16 protein-coding genes are annotated in these 15899 nt (G+C 43.4%); 10 read left to right on the forward strand and 6 right to left on the reverse strand.

The genetic code is table 11. The features are described 5' to 3' along the window. Positions 1-164 precede the first annotated feature (164 nt). Entirely contained in the window at positions 165-1514 is a 1350-nt protein-coding gene (locus Q9R21_RS04395) for a TolC family outer membrane protein (RefSeq protein ID WP_311203796.1), read from the forward strand. Between the two features lie 91 nt (positions 1515-1605). Next, positions 1606-2325, forward strand: a complete 720-nt coding sequence (phoU, locus tag Q9R21_RS04400; RefSeq protein ID WP_005108465.1) for a phosphate signaling complex protein PhoU — start codon at positions 1606-1608, stop codon at positions 2323-2325. 60 nt (positions 2326-2385) lie between these two features. Here phoU and Q9R21_RS04405 read toward each other — a convergent pair whose 3' ends face one another. Then, positions 2386-4188: an ABC transporter ATP-binding protein gene (locus Q9R21_RS04405; protein WP_114541455.1), complete on the reverse strand. Its 1803-nt coding sequence runs from the start codon at positions 4186-4188 to the stop codon at positions 2386-2388. 151 nt (positions 4189-4339) lie between these two features. Here Q9R21_RS04405 and Q9R21_RS04410 point away from each other — a divergent pair, with 151 nt between their 5' ends. Next, a complete protein-coding gene (locus Q9R21_RS04410; RefSeq protein ID WP_195725481.1) occupies positions 4340-4960 on the forward strand; it encodes an alpha-ketoglutarate-dependent dioxygenase AlkB in 621 nt (206 codons plus the stop codon). A gap of 63 nt (positions 4961-5023) precedes the next feature. On the opposite strand, the gene ruvX is transcribed toward Q9R21_RS04410, so the two are convergent. The 3 genes from ruvX to Q9R21_RS04425 form a co-directional block, all read right to left on the reverse strand. Beyond that, a complete protein-coding gene (gene ruvX, locus Q9R21_RS04415) occupies positions 5024-5467 on the reverse strand; it encodes a Holliday junction resolvase RuvX (protein ID WP_311203797.1) in 444 nt (147 codons plus the stop codon). After that, positions 5460-6014: a YqgE/AlgH family protein gene (locus Q9R21_RS04420; RefSeq protein WP_004281085.1), complete on the reverse strand. Its 555-nt coding sequence runs from the start codon at positions 6012-6014 to the stop codon at positions 5460-5462. The genes ruvX and Q9R21_RS04420 overlap by 8 nt, the downstream gene beginning before the upstream one ends. A 515-nt stretch (positions 6015-6529) precedes the next feature. Beyond that, positions 6530-7281 (reverse strand): IS5 family transposase gene (locus tag Q9R21_RS04425; protein ID WP_404976560.1). Its coding sequence is split into 2 segments (ribosomal slippage): positions 6530-7050 and positions 7050-7281, totalling 753 coding nucleotides; the frame shifts between segments, so codons are not numbered across the junction. Between the two features lie 239 nt (positions 7282-7520). On the opposite strand from Q9R21_RS04425, the gene Q9R21_RS04430 reads away from it, so the two are divergent. From Q9R21_RS04430 to Q9R21_RS04445, 4 genes are read left to right on the forward strand one after another with little or no spacing between them, the layout of a single operon-like run. Then, positions 7521-8879: a COG3014 family protein gene (locus Q9R21_RS04430; RefSeq protein WP_034438391.1), complete on the forward strand. Its 1359-nt coding sequence runs from the start codon at positions 7521-7523 to the stop codon at positions 8877-8879. Positions 8880-8898: 19 nt separating this feature from the next. Beyond that, positions 8899-9300 carry a YcfL family protein gene (locus tag Q9R21_RS04435; RefSeq protein WP_005248406.1) on the forward strand — a complete coding sequence of 134 codons (402 nt, stop codon included), beginning with the start codon at positions 8899-8901 and terminating at the stop codon, positions 9298-9300. A 12-nt stretch (positions 9301-9312) separates the two neighbouring features. After that, on the forward strand, positions 9313-9912 hold the full coding sequence (gene lpoB, locus Q9R21_RS04440) for a penicillin-binding protein activator LpoB (protein ID WP_005108476.1): 600 nt from the start codon (positions 9313-9315) through the stop codon (positions 9910-9912). A gap of 52 nt (positions 9913-9964) precedes the next feature. Continuing rightward, the gene (locus tag Q9R21_RS04445) at positions 9965-10951 is read left to right on the forward strand and encodes a CsgG/HfaB family protein (RefSeq protein ID WP_005108477.1); all 987 of its coding nucleotides are present in this window, start codon (positions 9965-9967) and stop codon (positions 10949-10951) included. 86 nt (positions 10952-11037) lie between these two features. On the opposite strand, the gene recN is transcribed toward Q9R21_RS04445, so the two are convergent. Beyond that, complete coding sequence (recN, locus tag Q9R21_RS04450) at positions 11038-12699, reverse strand: DNA repair protein RecN (RefSeq protein WP_311203798.1); 1662 nt, start codon at positions 12697-12699, stop codon at positions 11038-11040. A 440-nt stretch (positions 12700-13139) separates the two neighbouring features. On the opposite strand from recN, the gene Q9R21_RS04455 reads away from it, so the two are divergent. The 3 genes from Q9R21_RS04455 to Q9R21_RS04465 all read left to right on the forward strand — a co-directional run bounded on the left by Q9R21_RS04455 (position 13140) and on the right by Q9R21_RS04465 (position 15277). Next, on the forward strand, positions 13140-13463 hold the full coding sequence (locus Q9R21_RS04455) for a pyrimidine/purine nucleoside phosphorylase (protein ID WP_004281089.1): 324 nt from the start codon (positions 13140-13142) through the stop codon (positions 13461-13463). Positions 13464-13597: 134 nt separating this feature from the next. After that, positions 13598-14347: a 23S rRNA (guanosine(2251)-2'-O)-methyltransferase RlmB gene (gene rlmB / locus Q9R21_RS04460; protein ID WP_311203799.1), complete on the forward strand. Its 750-nt coding sequence runs from the start codon at positions 13598-13600 to the stop codon at positions 14345-14347. A 6-nt stretch (positions 14348-14353) separates the two neighbouring features. After that, positions 14354-15277, forward strand: a complete 924-nt coding sequence (locus Q9R21_RS04465) for a DMT family transporter (RefSeq protein ID WP_005108480.1) — start codon at positions 14354-14356, stop codon at positions 15275-15277. Between the two features lie 21 nt (positions 15278-15298). On the opposite strand, the gene coaE is transcribed toward Q9R21_RS04465, so the two are convergent. After that, positions 15299-15898 (reverse strand): dephospho-CoA kinase, encoded by a 600-nt coding sequence (coaE, locus tag Q9R21_RS04470; protein WP_311203800.1) that lies wholly within the window; start codon positions 15896-15898, stop codon positions 15299-15301. Position 15899: the final 1 nt, after the last annotated feature.

Consider the following 15899-nt stretch of genomic DNA (forward strand, 5'->3'; position numbering starts at 1 on the left):
TATGGGAGCCAGAAAATTGAATTAATGATGGATAAAAATTGATCTTTATATTAAAAAATTAATAAAAATCATACGTAAAAATTCAAGAGATCTCTTTAGTATGGCTTAGCTTAAAGCGCCAGAATTTTTTGATCTGAATGGCTGTTAGGGGTTAACACTATAAAATGAAATTAAAACTCAGTGTCATGGCCGGTTTATTGCTATTAATTAGTCCGGCGATTTTTGCCCTGGATTTACAAGAAGCGTATGCACGCGCCCAGCAAAATGATCCAAATTGGCAGGCGAATGTGTTGCAGTACCAATCCGATCAGCTCAATCTGGGGATTGCCAGCGGAAATTTGCTGCCGACCGTGACTTTATCTGGGAATGTGACCCGTAAAAACCAGTCGACCGATACACCGGCCGATCCACAATTTGCCAGTTTGACTACCTCAAGTACTACAACCCGTCAGGTGGCAGTTACTGCACGTCAGCCTTTATTCCGCTGGGATGCCTGGCAAGGCTATAAGCAGGTCAAGACCTCGGTCGAACTCAGTGAAGTCAATCTGCGGCTGCAAAAACAGCAGCATATTTTACAGGTGGCCGAAGCTTATTTTAATATCTTGCGTCAGCAGTCTTTGACTAAGGCTTATTTACAGGAAGAGCAGGCACTGTCTGAACAGTTACGTATGATGAATGCTAAGCTCAAAGAAGGTTTTGTAGCGCGTAGTGAGGTCAGTGAAGCTAATGCCCAGTATCAAAGTGCCCAAGCCAACCGGATTTCGACTAAAGTTCAGCTGGTACTGGCCCAAGAACAGCTGGCACAGTTAATCGGCCCTTATCAGGAAAATCTGGCGGTATTACGCAACGATTTCCAGTTCCAGAAACCGGTTCCAAGTGATATGCAGTCCTGGACCGAATTGGCACAAAACCAGAATCTGAATATTCTGCAAGCGCGTCTGCAAAAGCGCTATTCTGAAGATGCCAAACGGGTCGAGCAGGCTGCACTCTATCCGCAGGTCGAAGCGGTCGGAACCTATGGCTATTTAAAGCAAAGTCCGGCCACGATTATCTCCAGCAATGGAGATTTCGACCAGATAGGTGTGGAAGTGAACTGGAATGTATTTAGCGGTGGACGCACACAAAAAAGTATCCGTCAGGCCGGTGTCAATGTGCAAAAAAGTGAAGCGCAACTGGATGCGGCCATCCGCAAAGCCAATACCGATGTGAAACAGTCTTTTATGCAAGTAGAAACCGATCAGGCCAAACTGAATGCACGTAAAGCCGCGATGGACTCTTCGGAAATTGTCTCACAAGCGTCTAAAGCCCAATATCAGGAAGGCTTAAAAACCATGGTCGATGTGTTGCTGGCACAGCGTAATGCCTTTTCTGCCAAGACCGATTATTTGAATGCCAAATATGATTATCTGTTGCATGTGCTGCAATTGCAGGCCTCGGTCGGGCAGTTAACCGAAAAGGAACTGGCAGAGCTGAATGCCTGGCTGATTGAATATGATTCGCCTCAGCCTCTATGAGGCTACTATTGTCATCAAACTTTCATCATAGATATGCTTTAATATGATTTATTATTGATCATTGTCCTCTATCGTTCAGGAGTAGCTTTCCTTGTGTCCAAATAATCCTGTATTAAGTCATCACATTTCTTCGCAATTTAATGAAGAACTGCAGGACGTAAATACCAAATTCATGACGATGGGCGGACTGGTAGAACAGCAGGTAGCTAATGCCATTCATGCCCTATTGGACACAGATGTCTCAATGGCAGTAGATGTGCAGTTTCAAGATAATGTCGTCAATCAGATGGAACGAGATATTGATGAAGCGCTGACCCTGATTCTGGCGCGCCGTCATCCTGCCGCGATTGATTTACGTATGGTGCTTGCCATGTCCAAGGCCAATACCGATCTGGAACGGATTGGCGATGAAGCCTCGAAAATAGGCCGAATTGCACAAAGCTTATGTGAAGAGGGCGGCTCACCGCGCGGTTATATGGAAACCCGGCATATTGGCAACCAGGTGCGGGTGATGATTCATGATGCACTGGATGCTTTTGCGCGTCTGGATGTAGATCAAGCTTTGAAGGTCATGTTGGCAGATGCGGATATTGACCGTGAGTATCAATCAGCCACACGTACGCTTATGACTTATATGATTGAAGATCCGCGGCATATCAGTCGTGTCATCAATGTATTATGGGTGCTGCGTTCGCTAGAAAGAATTGGCGATCATGCCCGGAATATTTCGGAACAGGTGATCTATATGGTCAAAGGTTTTGATGTGCGTCATACCAGCGTTGAAGAAATTGAACAGAAAGTTCAGCGTTAAACGTTCCAGACTTAAATAAAAAAACCTCCAGCTCGGAGGTTTTTTATTGGGATAGAAAAGCTAACTATGAGTTTCTTCCTCAGCATCATCTTCAAAAGTTTTGGCAATTTTTTCAATATTTAGGCTCTTGGCCATCGCATCAAAGATTTCCTTATATACGCCTTGCTGATGATAAAGCTGATCGTGTTCACCATGTTCAGCAATCGTTCCTTCTTTCATCACATAGGTATAATCTGCATCAATAATCTGCGACAGGCTATGCGAAATGATGATCACGGTACGGCCTTGCTTGATCTGGTCCAGACTTTGTTTGATCTGTTCCGTGGCAATTGCATCCAGACTCGCCGTCGGTTCATCCAGAAAAATGATTGGTGGATTTTTCAGGAACATCCGTGCCAAGGCAATCCGTTGCTGCTGGCCGCCAGACAGCATCAAGGCATCGCTGTCATAGCCATCCGGTAACTGTAAAATCTGCTCATGAATCGAGGCTTTTTCTGCCGCTTCAATTACATCCTCCATTGAGGCAGTAGTTTTGCCGTAGCGGATATTGTCAAAGATGGTGCCCTGAAAAATATGGTTTTTTTGCAAGACCAGACCAATATGATCGCGTAGATATTGGGTGTCATAATCTTTCAGATTAATGCCATCCAGTTTGATCTGGCCTTGCTGCGGTTCATAAAATTTATCCAGCAGACTGATCAGGGTGGATTTTCCGGCACCCGATAAGCCCACCAAGGCGGTAATTTTATTGGGGCGAATTTCCATATCAATATCTTTCAGAGCATGGTGGCCGTTTGGATAATAAAAATTCACGCCACTGAGTTCAAACTTGCCTTGGACAACCGGTTTCTGCTGACCGCTTTGTTCAATTTCATCATCGGCTTCCAGAATCTTGAAAAAGCTTTCTGAATAGATCATGGCATCATTCACTTCATCATAAATCCGGTGCAGGGATCGGATCGGGGCAGAGACATTGTTAAATAGCAGCACATGAAACATGATCATGCCGATACTCATCTGGCCATCCAGCACAAAGTAGGAGGTTAGAATAATGATGAGTACAATCCCGATCTGTTCCAGAAAAGTTTTCAGGCCATCAAACAGGAAACTGGTCTGGCGGGTTTTCATCTGATTGTCGGTCAGTTCGCGCTGTAATCCCAACTGCTTTTCCGATTCAATCGATTCTCGGTTAAAGGATTTGATTACGGTAATCGAATTGATGATGCTGAGAATGCCTTGACTCTTTTTCTCCCGGCCATCGCGAAGACTGCGGCGCCAGCCCCCGAGTTTTTGCGCCTGTTTATAGGTCAGCCAGAAATAGATCGGGACAATGGCAGTTGCAACCAGACCGACATAGACATTGGCATAGTACATCAACCCCAAAGCCACAATGGCACTGGTAAATAATGGTAAAATATCAATAAAGAAGATTTGTACCAGACGGGTCAGTGAGCCAATGCCACGGTCAATCCGGGTCTGTAATTTACCGGCCTGGTTATTTTCCTGATTAAAAAATTCCAGACGATATTTTAAAAACTTTTCAATAATCCCCTGGGCCAGATCCTGAGAGACAAAAATCCGCAGTTTCTCTCCATAGAACTTCTGCCCGAACTGGACAAAGGCATTAATAATTTCTTTGCCGAGCAAAATTGCCGAAATCGTGATCAGAATATGCCAGCCTTGTTCCAGTCCTTGACCGGCTTCGAGTAACGAATTGATACTGTCGACCGCATATTGCAAGGTAATGGCATTGACCTGTGCGGTGAATGAACCGATCAGGGTGAGAATCAGTGTGGCAATCACCAGCAACCGGTAAGGCTGAACAAAGGGACGAAGTTTCTGAAACAGCTGCCATAAGTTCATAAAAGGATTATTTTTATTGTGAAAGTTGAATTCAGTCTAGGCAGGAATCATGCCAGCCACAAGCATAAATGTTGTAGTCATTTGTGAAGAGCAGTTGTAATCCTTTAGGTCGAATGTCAGTATTTTCATGTGGATACTGGATCTGATTGATATGACGCTCGATTTATTTGCACCCCAGCCGCAAGCCAATGTATTACCTTTTGATGGGGTAGTAGAAGATTATGGCCTGATTTTGGATCAGGAACAAAGCCAGCAGTATCTACAGCATTTTCTCAGTCAGCTGGCCTGGCAACATGATGAAGTGCATTTATTTGGCAAGCACCATGTCACAGGTCGCCAGGTGGTCTGGTATGGCGATGAACATTATCAGTATCGTTATTCTGGTACGCTCAAACAAGCTCAGGTATGGACACCCGGATTATTCCGTTTAAAGCAGCATATTGAAATTCTGGTCGGTCATCCCTTTAATTCCTGTCTGGCCAATTTGTATGAAGATGGTTCTCAAGGCTTGGGTTGGCATAGTGATGATGAACCGGCGCTATATACAGGCACTTCTCGGGAAAATGTCATCGCTTCTCTGAGTCTGGGAGCCACCCGCAAAATGAGCTTTAAGCATAAAATTCGCAGTGATAAAGTCGATGTGCTGTTACATAGTGGGCAATTAATTGTGATGCGTGGCGCGACACAGCAACACTGGAAGCACAGTATTAGCAAAACCAGCAAAGTTTTGACACCACGAATTAACCTGACTTTTCGTTATTTTTATCCTTAAGAAGCATTTTTGAGCATAAAAAAGCACCCTAAAGGATGCTGATTTAAAAATTTTCAAAACAGATTAAGGCGTGATCCCGGCAGGATGACGATACCAGCTTTCGATCAACAAGGCAGCTGCAATGCTGTCGGCAGAGAGTTTCTTGCCGCGACCTTGAGCCTGATAATGCTCCAGTTCATCGCGTGCTTCACGGGTGGTCAGACGTTCATCCACCATCCAGGTTTCAATATTGGTCTGATGACGTAAACGGCGGGCAAATTTTCGCGCCCGTGTCGACAGCTCGGATTCACTATCATCCATGTTCAATGGCAAACCGACCAGAAATAAATTCGGTTGATGGCTTTTCACGATTTTGAGCAGTTCATCCCAGTTGGGGATACCATCTTTCATGGGAAATAAGGGCAGGGGATTGGCACTTGCAATCAGGGATTGTCCAACTGACATTCCCATTTTTTGTGTACCAAAATCAAACGCCATAATGGTTTGTGGCACGTTTACATCAGGCATGTCCAATCTCGGAAGATAACCAGTTGCGGTCTACACCCATTTTTTTATAGGCAGCGTCCCAACGGTCGTTATAAGGGAGGTTAAAAATCAGATCCATATCGGAATCACAAATCAGCCAGTCACCACGGGCAATTTCCTGTTCCAGCTGGTGTTTGCCCCAACTGGCATAACCGAGGGCAATCTGATAGCGACCGACCCCTTCATTATGCGCAATGGCATCCAGAATATCTTTGGAAGTGGTAATGCAGACATTTTCACCTACGGCGATGGAGGAATGCCAGGTCGGCTGACCAGTATGCAAGACAAAACCGGCCTCAGGGCGTAAAGGGCCGCCTTGTAATACTTCATGCGGATTGACATTGTCTGCTTCAATATCAAGATCATTCAGCAATTCTTTAATTTGAATGCCGGCAGGTCGATTGATAATGATGCCTTGGGCACCATCTTCATCATGACGCGCGAGATAAATGACCGTCTGTGCAAAAAAATCATCATTCGCATGCGGTGGTGCAATCAGACAACGATGTGTCAGAAACTGTTTGGTCACCTGAGCAGTTCTCCCAAAGTCAGTATGCTATGCAGTCTGAAAAAGTGAAGCATGGCCTACGGGCCTAATTGTAATCACTCAAACAGCGGCTTTCTTCCTGCTAGTTATCCCATAAAATGCTTAGGCTGACAACTTGGATATGGGGTAAATCAGGCATGAACAGGTTAAGGCCGGTTTTAAAATTCCTTTTAAAAAGACCTTCAGTGATTTTATTTAAATGATGGGAGGTAGTTTTAAGCGTTTTTTATTTATGCTAAAACAGCCAGATAAACCGAGTAAAAACTTACTTAAATTTTAATAAAAAATATTAAATATATTGTGGTGGAATGAATTAAATAATAACAATAGATCATTCATGGTTAAAAGTAGACTATATATAGTTTCTTGCTTTTAAATAGAATTTATCTGAAAACTAAAGGTAAGTTATTACAATCTCAGCTCATTAATTAAGCTCTAACTATATTTCGATACATAGTTTCAGGTGATTAAAATATGGTCAATATTAGGGCGTGTCCTCATTTGGCTTTACACCAAATAAACATGCAAGCAATGTAAATCATAGACTGGTAATTTCGTGCAAGCTTATCAAATCGGGTTGCAATCGCTCGGAAATGCTTCAATCTCGCAAACACATTTTCAACTAAATGTCTTAATTTATATAGATATTTATCAAACTCCTTATTCGATCTTTTACTATTTGATCTCATTGGAATGATGGGAATCATATCCTTGTTCTGGGCATATATTCTAATGCGATCAGCATCATACCCCTTATCAGCAATGAGATAAGTTGCCTCGCCTACAGTATCAATCAGTTGTTTTACAACTTGACTGTCGTGGACGCCACCCCCAGTGATTTTAAAATCAATCGGTAATCCATTCGCGTCGGTTGCAAGATGTATTTTTGTTGTTCGTCCACCACGTGATTGTCCAATTGCTCTTTCGAAACCATTCCGAGCTCCACTTGCATGTTGATGCACGCGTATGTAGCTTCCATCAATGAATACCCATTCCTGATCCAGAATGCCTCGTAATTTAAAAAAAATTTATCCCATAATCCCTTACTTACCCAGCGATTAAAGCGATTGTAAGCAGTTTGCCAAGGGCAAAGTTCTTGAGGAATATCACGCCATGTCGCACCCGTACGTAGTTTCCATAAGATGGCTTCCATGATATTTCTACTATTTTTTGAACAGTAACAACCGTGTAATCGCATAGTATCTTGAATTTGCTGCCCAATATCATCGGTAAGAAGAGTACGTGCCATTGAAAATATAGAAATAAAAATAACTCAAAGGAGGATTTTAAGTATTTAAAACCAATTCTTCAAATGAGGACACGCCCTAGGCAAAAAACTATAATATTTGTTTATTTATGTAATAAATTTGCGATATATTGTACAGAATATTTCAATTATTATACAAAATATACATATTGAAACCATATTGCTTTGTTCGTAGAATGCAGAAATTTTCATCTTTAATTTATTTTTTTAATGGGGTTGTTATGCATCATATTTTAAAAGGGACTTTAATTTCTGCGCTATTTTCTGTGTCGGTCACTTCACAGGCAGCAGTATTTAGTAGTTATAATGAAGAAGGTAGTTTTTTCCGTAGTCATTTGAATAGCGCTTTATCTGAAAACCTCATTACTCAGTTTAAGGACAAAGCTGATTCAAAGGATGGAGTTTTATATTTACTTGAACAAGCCCGCTTATTACAAGTTAACCATCAATATGAAGAAAGCCGAGATTATTATAAGCAAGCCTTTACGCTGTTAGAAAAACAAAAAAATCGGGCCAAAATTAGTGTGTCCCGAATGGGGTTTAAGGCTCTTGCCATGGTCAGCAATGACTCTGTAGTGCCTTATCTGGTACCAGCACATGAGCAGGTGCTGGCGCATATTTCCCAAGCTAAAAACTATATTTTCTTAAAGGATCTGGAAGCTGCTGCGGTAGAAATGCGCGTGGCTCAGGGCCTCCAGCGTGAAATCGAATTGTTGCACCAAAAAGAACTAGAAAAGAAAAAAGACAAAGTAGCTAAAAACACGGAAGCAGAGAAGAATCTAAGTGTGCTGGATGAAGCTTTTGTCGGTCTGGACCCCATAGCCGGCAAGATTAAGAACAGCTATCAGAATGCCTACGCTTTTTATATGGCAGCCAATTTATGGGAAACCTTGGGTGAATACAATGATGCCTTGGTTGATTATAAGAAAGCTTATGAGTTACAACCAGATAAGCAAATTTCCGAAGACGTGAAACGTCTGGATCAACTGGTCACACAGCATAAGAAGGGTAGTGTTCCGGTGATTGTATTTATCGAACAGGGAATTGTACCGCAAAAGGTGGAAAATAAAATTGATGTCCCTACACCAGGCGGTTTAATCAATATTGCTTTTGCGACCTATGAACCAAGTACCTATGTGATACCAACTAGCCTGAAAGTGAAAGTCAATAATAAAGCTTTACAAGACAGTTATGTGATTAGTGATATTGGTGCTTTGGCCGTCAAGGACCTCAAAGAAAAAATTATGGCGAATGTGAGCAGTCAGGTGCTGCGCGCCACTGCAAAATATGCCGCACAAAAAGAACTTGGTAACCAGTTTGGTGTGTTTGGTCAACTTGCCGGTAACGTCTTAAATATGGCGACTGAGCGTGCTGACTTGCGTGGCTGGAGTACCTTGCCGAGTAATGCCCAGATTGCGCGCTTAAATTTAACGCCGGGCAAACATAATTTACAACTTTCTAGCGGGAGTGTATCTAGCTCTCCGGTCACCCTAGATGTGAAAGCCAATCAAACAGTGTTTGTCTATGCCCATCATGTTAATGACAAAATTACGGCTAGTGTAAGCACCATTCCACATTAATCATAAATAAGGGAACAATATGAAACGTCAATTTAGCTTTGCTGTACTTGGTTTAGGGGCGCTGTTCATGGTGGGTTGTACCGCACCGAATGCCTTATCTACCCAAACCAATGCCAATAATGAAATGAGTATCCGCACCATTACCAATAATCCGGTATTAACTACGGAAGTCTTTGTGGAACGTGTGAATATGAGCTTGGTTGGTGATTTAAAGCGTGCTTCAATCGCGATCAAAAACCGCCGTTTTAACAATAAAGATTTTAGCTACAAGATTGTTTGGGTGGATGCACAAGGTGTGGAAGTTAATCCTGAAGGTGCCATCTGGAAGCCGATCCAGTTAACCGGACGTGAAACCAAAGGTGTGCAGTCCTTGGCGCCAAATCCATCTGCTGTTGATGTTGTTGTGTATTTGAAAAAATAAGAGAGACTTGAAATGAACGCAAAATTGATTTTCGCCGCATTGGCAACTACGACACTGCTTAGTGGCTGTGCCTCTACTGGTTCAGTAAGTTATGGTGATGCCCAAGCAGTCGAAACCTTAACCACAGACTTTGGTTCAACTGACTTGCAAATGATTGCAGCCAAAATGGTGGATGACATGTTGATGTTCCCGCCAGTGGTGCAAATGACCCAAAACCGCCGTCCGGTCATTGTCCTTGATCGGATTCATAACAAAACCCAGGAACATATCGATACCGAATCGATTACTGACAGTATTCAGAACAAACTAATCAATTCTGGAAAATTTCGTTTTGTTGATATGAAATCGGTGAATGCGGTGGCACAGCAGCTAGCTTATCAAAAGCAAAGCGGTATGGTGAACCAGTCAACAGCAGTACGTGCCGGTGGTCATATTGGTGCCGAATTTATGCTAAATGGCAACTTGTCGAGTATTGTGAAGAATGCCGGTGGCAAGAGTGATGTGTATTACAAGTTCACTTTTAAATTGCAAAACCTGCAAACTGGTATCGTAGAGTGGACTGGCGAGAAAGAAATCCGTAAGGCAGGCAAACGCTCGACTTTTGGTCTGTAATTTCAATGAAGGTCACTGTGCTTTTGGCACAGTGACTGTAGAAGAATATAATATGAAAAAAATATTACTTGCAGGCCTGTTGTCTGGATTGTTGAGCGCTCCGGCCTTTGCAGCCATTAAAGAAGTGGTTAAAGAAGCCAGTGGAAGTGGTCCAACTCAACACCAGGCGATTTCTGAAGCCTTATTAATTGCTGTGCAATCGGTAAATGGTGCTTCAGTTTCTTCCCAAATGAATTATGAAGAGACTGTTTCTGTATCGGTGAATAATCAGGGCTGGAGTTATAACGGTAAAGTTTCACCAGTTTTTAGTGTGGCAAATCAAGGTTCAGGTTCAGTGACCAAGTTTCAGGTACTGAGTGTGACGGGTGCAAAAAATAATTACCGTGCCAAAGTTCGCGCACATGTGGTGAAGTTTGAATCGACTGTACAAGACCAGCATTTGCGCAGGATTGCAGTATTGCCATTCCAGATGGCCGAGAAAAATAACCGACTGGCCAATGACACATCTGCCTATGAGTTTAGTCAGGAATTATCCGATACTTTAGGAAATTATCTGGCTCAAAGCGGACAGTTGAGTGTGGTAGATCGTCATTATCTGGATGAAATGCAGTCTGAAAATGCATTCCTGTATTGGGATGGTGCACCGCATGAGCTGGCGCGTATCGGTCAGAAAGTTGGAGCAGACTATTTACTGGTGGGACGAATTAATGATCTGTCTAGTGCCAGCCATCAGCAAATGTATGGTTTGAATGCCGGCGCTGAACAAGTGCGTTTAAGCTGGCGTGTCATTGAAGCCAATACCAGTAAAGTGGTAGCAGCGGGCACTTTCAATCGAACTCTGTCTAATTTAATGACACAGAATATTCTGACCAATAGTTTAAATGACAGTACGGCGGATAAAATTGCTCAGGGCTTAAACCCGGAAATTTTACAGGGCTTAAAATTACAGCCTGTACAGTCTCAGACTGGTCAATCTTATGATTCATCACCGGGCTATGAAATGACGCCAGGTTCAAGCGATCAACCTGTAAAATGGTAAGTTAATATTAGTTCGAATGATTTTTAACACATAAAGAATCTCTGACCTAAATGCAGGGATTTTTTATGTGTCGCTTTACAAGTAGCTCAAGCCTGCTGAAATTTCAGCTGACGTAACTGGCGGGCATGTTGCAAGGTGGTTTCACTAATCTCTACACCGCCTGTCATTCTTGCAAGCTCCTGAATAATTTCATTTTCTTCAAGGTTGATGATTGTGCTGCTGGCAGGATCAGTCTGCTGTTTTTTTACCAGTAGATGCTGATCAGATTGTGCTGCCACTTGTGCCTGATGGGTAATACACAGAATCTGTACATGCTGGGCCAGATCGGCCAGTAAACGCCCGACAATCTCTGCGGTACCACCACTAATCCCGACATCAATTTCATCAAAGACCAGCACTTCAGCTTCGGTTTTTTCCGCATTCATGACTTGCATCACTAGCGCAATACGCGAGAGTTCACCGCCTGATGCAACCCGGGCCAAAGGCTGTGCCGGAATGCCTTTATTGGCAGTAAACAGCAATTGAATAAAGCTGAGACCTTCACTAGAGGGATGCTCCAAAGGCTCAAACTTGAACTCAAAATGTGCTTCAGGCAATGCTAGTTGTTTGACCTGCTCAGTGAGCTGCTTGGCCAACGGTGCTGCGGCTTCACGGCGAATCTGATCCAGATGTTGGGCTTTATCCAGAAACTCCTGATAAGAAACCGCGACCTGTTCAGCCAGTGTTTCCGGATCTTCCAGTTGATGCAGCTGTTCTAATTCGGTTTGCCAGGCTTCATATTCTTCTTTGAGTAATTCTGGCTGGGTACGATATTTACGTGCCAGACGATGGAAGATTTCCAAAGTTGAATTCAATACTTCCATACGTTCCGGATCAAAACTTTGCCGATCCATGAACTGGCGTAAATTCGCTGCTGCATCTTCAAGTTCGCTTTGGGCATTCAGCAGGGAAGTATAAATCCCGGAGAGCTGCTCACTGCGTCCAGCATGCGATTCGACCCGACGCATAATTGATGCCAGTTCCTGAGTGATATTCTGTTCAGCTTCATCCAGCACATTCAGACTATAGACACAGTCCTGCATGATGGCTTCATGATGCGAGAGCCGATCAAATTCCTGCTCAATTTCCGGATAATCCGTCTGAACAATGTCTTCCAGTTCTTCTAGCTGCAGTTCCAAGGTTTCCATGCGTTGCTTACGGGTCGCTTGTGCATCTAGCGCTGCCTGATGCTGACGAATATTTTTCTGCCAGGTGCTATAAGCGTCCCGCACTTCCTGAGCTGGTGTATAAAAATTGCTATAGCGATCCAGCCAGTGTTTTGGATAAGGTGGTTCCAGAAGTTGCTGCTGGCTATGCTGGCTATAAAGTTGTACCAGTAAACGCCCAATTTCTTTCAGTTCAGACAGGCTGCTCGGACGTCCATTGATCCAGGCCTTGCTGCGGCCAGTGGCAAAAATCACCCGGCGTAAATGAATTTCACCTGACTCATCATCCAGTTCATGTTCTTTTAACCAAGCGGCTTCAGGACTGTGTTCCTGATAGCTAAAACTGGCAGTGACATCGGCTTTTTCTGAGCCATAACGCACATAATTGGTATCGGTTCGCTCACCCAAACAAGCAGACAATGCATCCAGTAAGAGGGATTTACCTGCACCGGTTTCACCGGTTAAAACGTTAAAACCTTTATCAATATCAATAGCAAGATGCTCGGCTAAAGCAAAATTGATCAGAGTTAAATGTGTCAGCATAAACGCATCCGGGCTGCGAAAAGTTTGATTGAAATAGCCTGATGTTGGATTGGGGTCACAACATGGCTGTGATTATTATAAATCAGGATGAATCAATTTCATTCTATCTTAAATTTTAACGATTCATATATGCTTATTTCACTGTATTTTCGCAAGAAGCTGACTCAGAAGTCCGTTAATTCACTGCTGATTTTCATATTTTTGACATCCCCAATCTTTAAATTAATGACTCAATTCAGCTTATTTCAAAAGAGAATGCACAAATCGAAACTGAAGCTCATCTACCAGCAAAATACAGGCCAAAACATCCTACAAATAGAAGGGATTCAGCGATACAGAATATTTTATCGGCGTCGATAAACTTCGATTGATTAGTTGAGGGTGCACATTTAAACTACAGCAATCAAAATATTACAAAATGCTTTATCTGGAGAAATCGCATGTCAGCTCAGTTTGATCATGTATCTGTACTTAAAAAATCTAATGTATATTTCGGCGGGTTGTGTATTAGCCACATTGTACAATTTGAAGACGGGACCAAAAAAACTTTGGGTGTCATTCTGCCATCAGAAAATGCCTTGACCTTTGAAACACATGTTCCTGAGCGCATGGAAATTGTTTCAGGTGAATGCCGTGTTCAGATTGGCGATAGTGAAGAAAGTGAGTTGTTCCGTGCGGGACAGTCTTTCTATGTGCCGGGCAATAGCCGTTTTAAAATTGAAACCGATGATGTGCTGGACTATGTCTGCCATTTTGAAGGTTAAGTCCAGATTCAAGATCAGTGCAAACCGTGCAAGAAATTTCAGTGCGAATCGGTTAAACTAATCAGCCATAGAAATCCTGTGAAGTCAGCTTTACGGGATTTTTCTTTTTTATATAACTAATCTAGAGGTCGTTCATGGCAAAACCTGAATATTTTTATGGCGTACATTCAGTGGAGTCATTGTTAGAGCTTGAGCCTGAACGTGTCTTGACATTATTCACTCTCAAAGGACGCGATGATCAGCGTTTAAAGCGTGTGCTGGAACTGGCTGAACCGTTTGGGATCAGTGTGCAGCAAGCCAGCCGTGACAAACTGGAGAAATTGGCCGGGCAACCGTTTCACCAAGGCGTGGTCGCTGCGGTACGTGCTTATCCAACCCTGAATGAAAAAGATCTTGAATCACTGTTGAGCGCAAATCCTCAAGCGTTGTTATTGGCCCTGGATCATATTACCGATCCGCATAATCTCGGTGCCTGTATCCGTACAGCCGCTGCAATGGGTGTGGAAGCGGTGATTGCGCCACGTGATCGTTCAGCTACCCTAACTCCGACAGCACGTAAAGTGGCTGCAGGTGGTGCGGACAAAGTCAAATTCATTCAGGTGACCAATCTGGCGCGTACTTTGGGTCAAATCAAAGAAGATTTTAATGTTCGTGTTGTGGGTACCATGCTGGATGAAAAAGCACTACCGATCCAGAATTTTGATTTCACCGGTACCGGCGTCTGTGTGGTGATGGGTGCGGAAGATACTGGCCTACGTCCGATTACGCAAAGCCAATGTGATCAGACCGTGTATATCCCGATGGCAGGTAATCTGCAAAGTCTGAATGTCAGTGTGGCTACAGGTATGGCACTGTATGAAGCCTGCCGTCAGCGTAACCTTTAATTGATGATGGCATTGTCAGACCGTACCCAAGGCTATGTTTTTTTAGTTGTTACCATGTGCATCTGGGGCGGTTTTACCTTAACGGCCCGCCTGAATGCACTTTGGCAGATCAGTGCCTGGGATATTGTGGCCTTGCGTTTTTCTCTGGCCTTCCTGATTCTGATGCCGATCTTGCTCTATCGTAAAGAGGCCGCTTTTTTACTGAAAAAAGAGCCTTTTATTTTAGCGATGATTGGTGGGGTGATTTACTGCCTGTTTGCCTATAGCGCTTTTCACTACGCACCTACCGCCCATGCTGCAATTTTCTTGAATGGCTGTATTCCAATCTGTACCGCGATTATGGCTTTTTTTCTGATGGGGCAGGCTTTTGATAAACATACCTGGGCCAGCCTGATCATTATGATCGTAGTACTATGTCTCATGAGTATGCTGATGTATAGGGAAACTGGTGTGGCCTTTGGAGCAGGAGACGGACTGTTTTTTATTAGTGCTATACTTTGGGCGATTTTTACCGTTTTATTGCGTAAATATCAGCTAACTGCATGGCAGGCAATGTGTGGTGTCGCGATCTGGTCGGCAGTGGTTTATGTGCCGATTTATCTGCTATTTTTACCGAAAAACCTGAGTGTGCCTGAACCCGAGCATTTACTGTTTCAGACCATTTTTCACGGCATATTTGTGGTGATTATTGCTACTTTAAGTTATGTAGAAGCCATCAAGCGTCTTGGTGCATTTAAGGCAGGCAGTATTACCAATCTTGCACCTTTTATTGCGGCAATTCTGGCTGTACCTTTATTAAATGAAACTTTAAGTCTGGCCATGGTGTGTGGCCTGATGGGTATGGCAGTTGGGGCCTTACAGCCATGGCGCTGGTTACAGCATCAGGACAGTCTAAGCCGAAAATTAGCAGAACAAAAAAAACAGTCTTAATTAGACTGTTTTTTTTATGCTTCAGCTGGCTGCCATGTTTAAATATTTTTGATGTAATAGTCTGAGATGGGCATAGAGATGATCCAGATGACCATCATTTAGGACAATATCATCGGCCATGGTCTGCTTTTGTTCGCGGGACATTTGGGCAGCAATGATATTGCGAATTTGTTCGATATTCTGGCCGTCACGTTGTGAGGCCCGCTCAATTTGCAGTTCGATGGTGGCGTCAATCAGTAAGGTATGCTGGGTGAGTTCGTGCTGATTGGTTTCAAATAAAAGTGGTGAAACCAGAATGGCATAGGGACTTTGCGCAGCATGTAGTTGCTGGATAATGGAAATGCGAATTGCCGGATGAGTAATACTTTCCAGGGTCTTGCGTGCTTCAGGAGATTGGAAGATATATTCACGTAAGGCACGCCGATTCAGTGAGCCATCGGCAAGCAGTACCCAATCGCCAAAAGCCTGCTGAATCTGGGTAAGTGCAGGCTGCCCAAGTTCGACCACTTCACGTGCTACCACATCGGCATCGACTACCGTGATCCCTTGTGCTTCAAACCAGTGACTGGCAGCAGACTTGCCACTGCCAATCCCACCAGTTAAACCGAGTACAAATTTCAAT

It is taken from the genome of Acinetobacter sp. RG5 (genome assembly GCF_031844265.1).
Lineage (GTDB): Bacteria > Pseudomonadota > Gammaproteobacteria > Pseudomonadales > Moraxellaceae > Acinetobacter.

Coding starts and splice junctions, on each gene's coding strand:
- Q9R21_RS04395 (WP_311203796.1), top strand. CDS start 165: ATGAAATTAAAACTCAGTGTCATGGCCGGTTTATTGCTATTAATTAGT.
- Q9R21_RS04405 (WP_114541455.1), bottom strand. CDS start 4,188: ATGAACTTATGGCAGCTGTTTCAGAAACTTCGTCCCTTTGTTCAGCCT.
- Q9R21_RS04410 (WP_195725481.1), top strand. CDS start 4,340: ATGACGCTCGATTTATTTGCACCCCAGCCGCAAGCCAATGTATTACCT.
- ruvX (WP_311203797.1), bottom strand. CDS start 5,467: ATGCCTGATGTAAACGTGCCACAAACCATTATGGCGTTTGATTTTGGT.
- Q9R21_RS04430 (WP_034438391.1), top strand. CDS start 7,521: ATGCATCATATTTTAAAAGGGACTTTAATTTCTGCGCTATTTTCTGTG.
- Q9R21_RS04435 (WP_005248406.1), top strand. CDS start 8,899: ATGAAACGTCAATTTAGCTTTGCTGTACTTGGTTTAGGGGCGCTGTTC.
- lpoB (WP_005108476.1), top strand. CDS start 9,313: ATGAACGCAAAATTGATTTTCGCCGCATTGGCAACTACGACACTGCTT.
- Q9R21_RS04445 (WP_005108477.1), top strand. CDS start 9,965: ATGAAAAAAATATTACTTGCAGGCCTGTTGTCTGGATTGTTGAGCGCT.
- recN (WP_311203798.1), bottom strand. CDS start 12,699: ATGCTGACACATTTAACTCTGATCAATTTTGCTTTAGCCGAGCATCTT.
- Q9R21_RS04455 (WP_004281089.1), top strand. CDS start 13,140: ATGTCAGCTCAGTTTGATCATGTATCTGTACTTAAAAAATCTAATGTA.
- rlmB (WP_311203799.1), top strand. CDS start 13,598: ATGGCAAAACCTGAATATTTTTATGGCGTACATTCAGTGGAGTCATTG.
- Q9R21_RS04465 (WP_005108480.1), top strand. CDS start 14,354: ATGGCATTGTCAGACCGTACCCAAGGCTATGTTTTTTTAGTTGTTACC.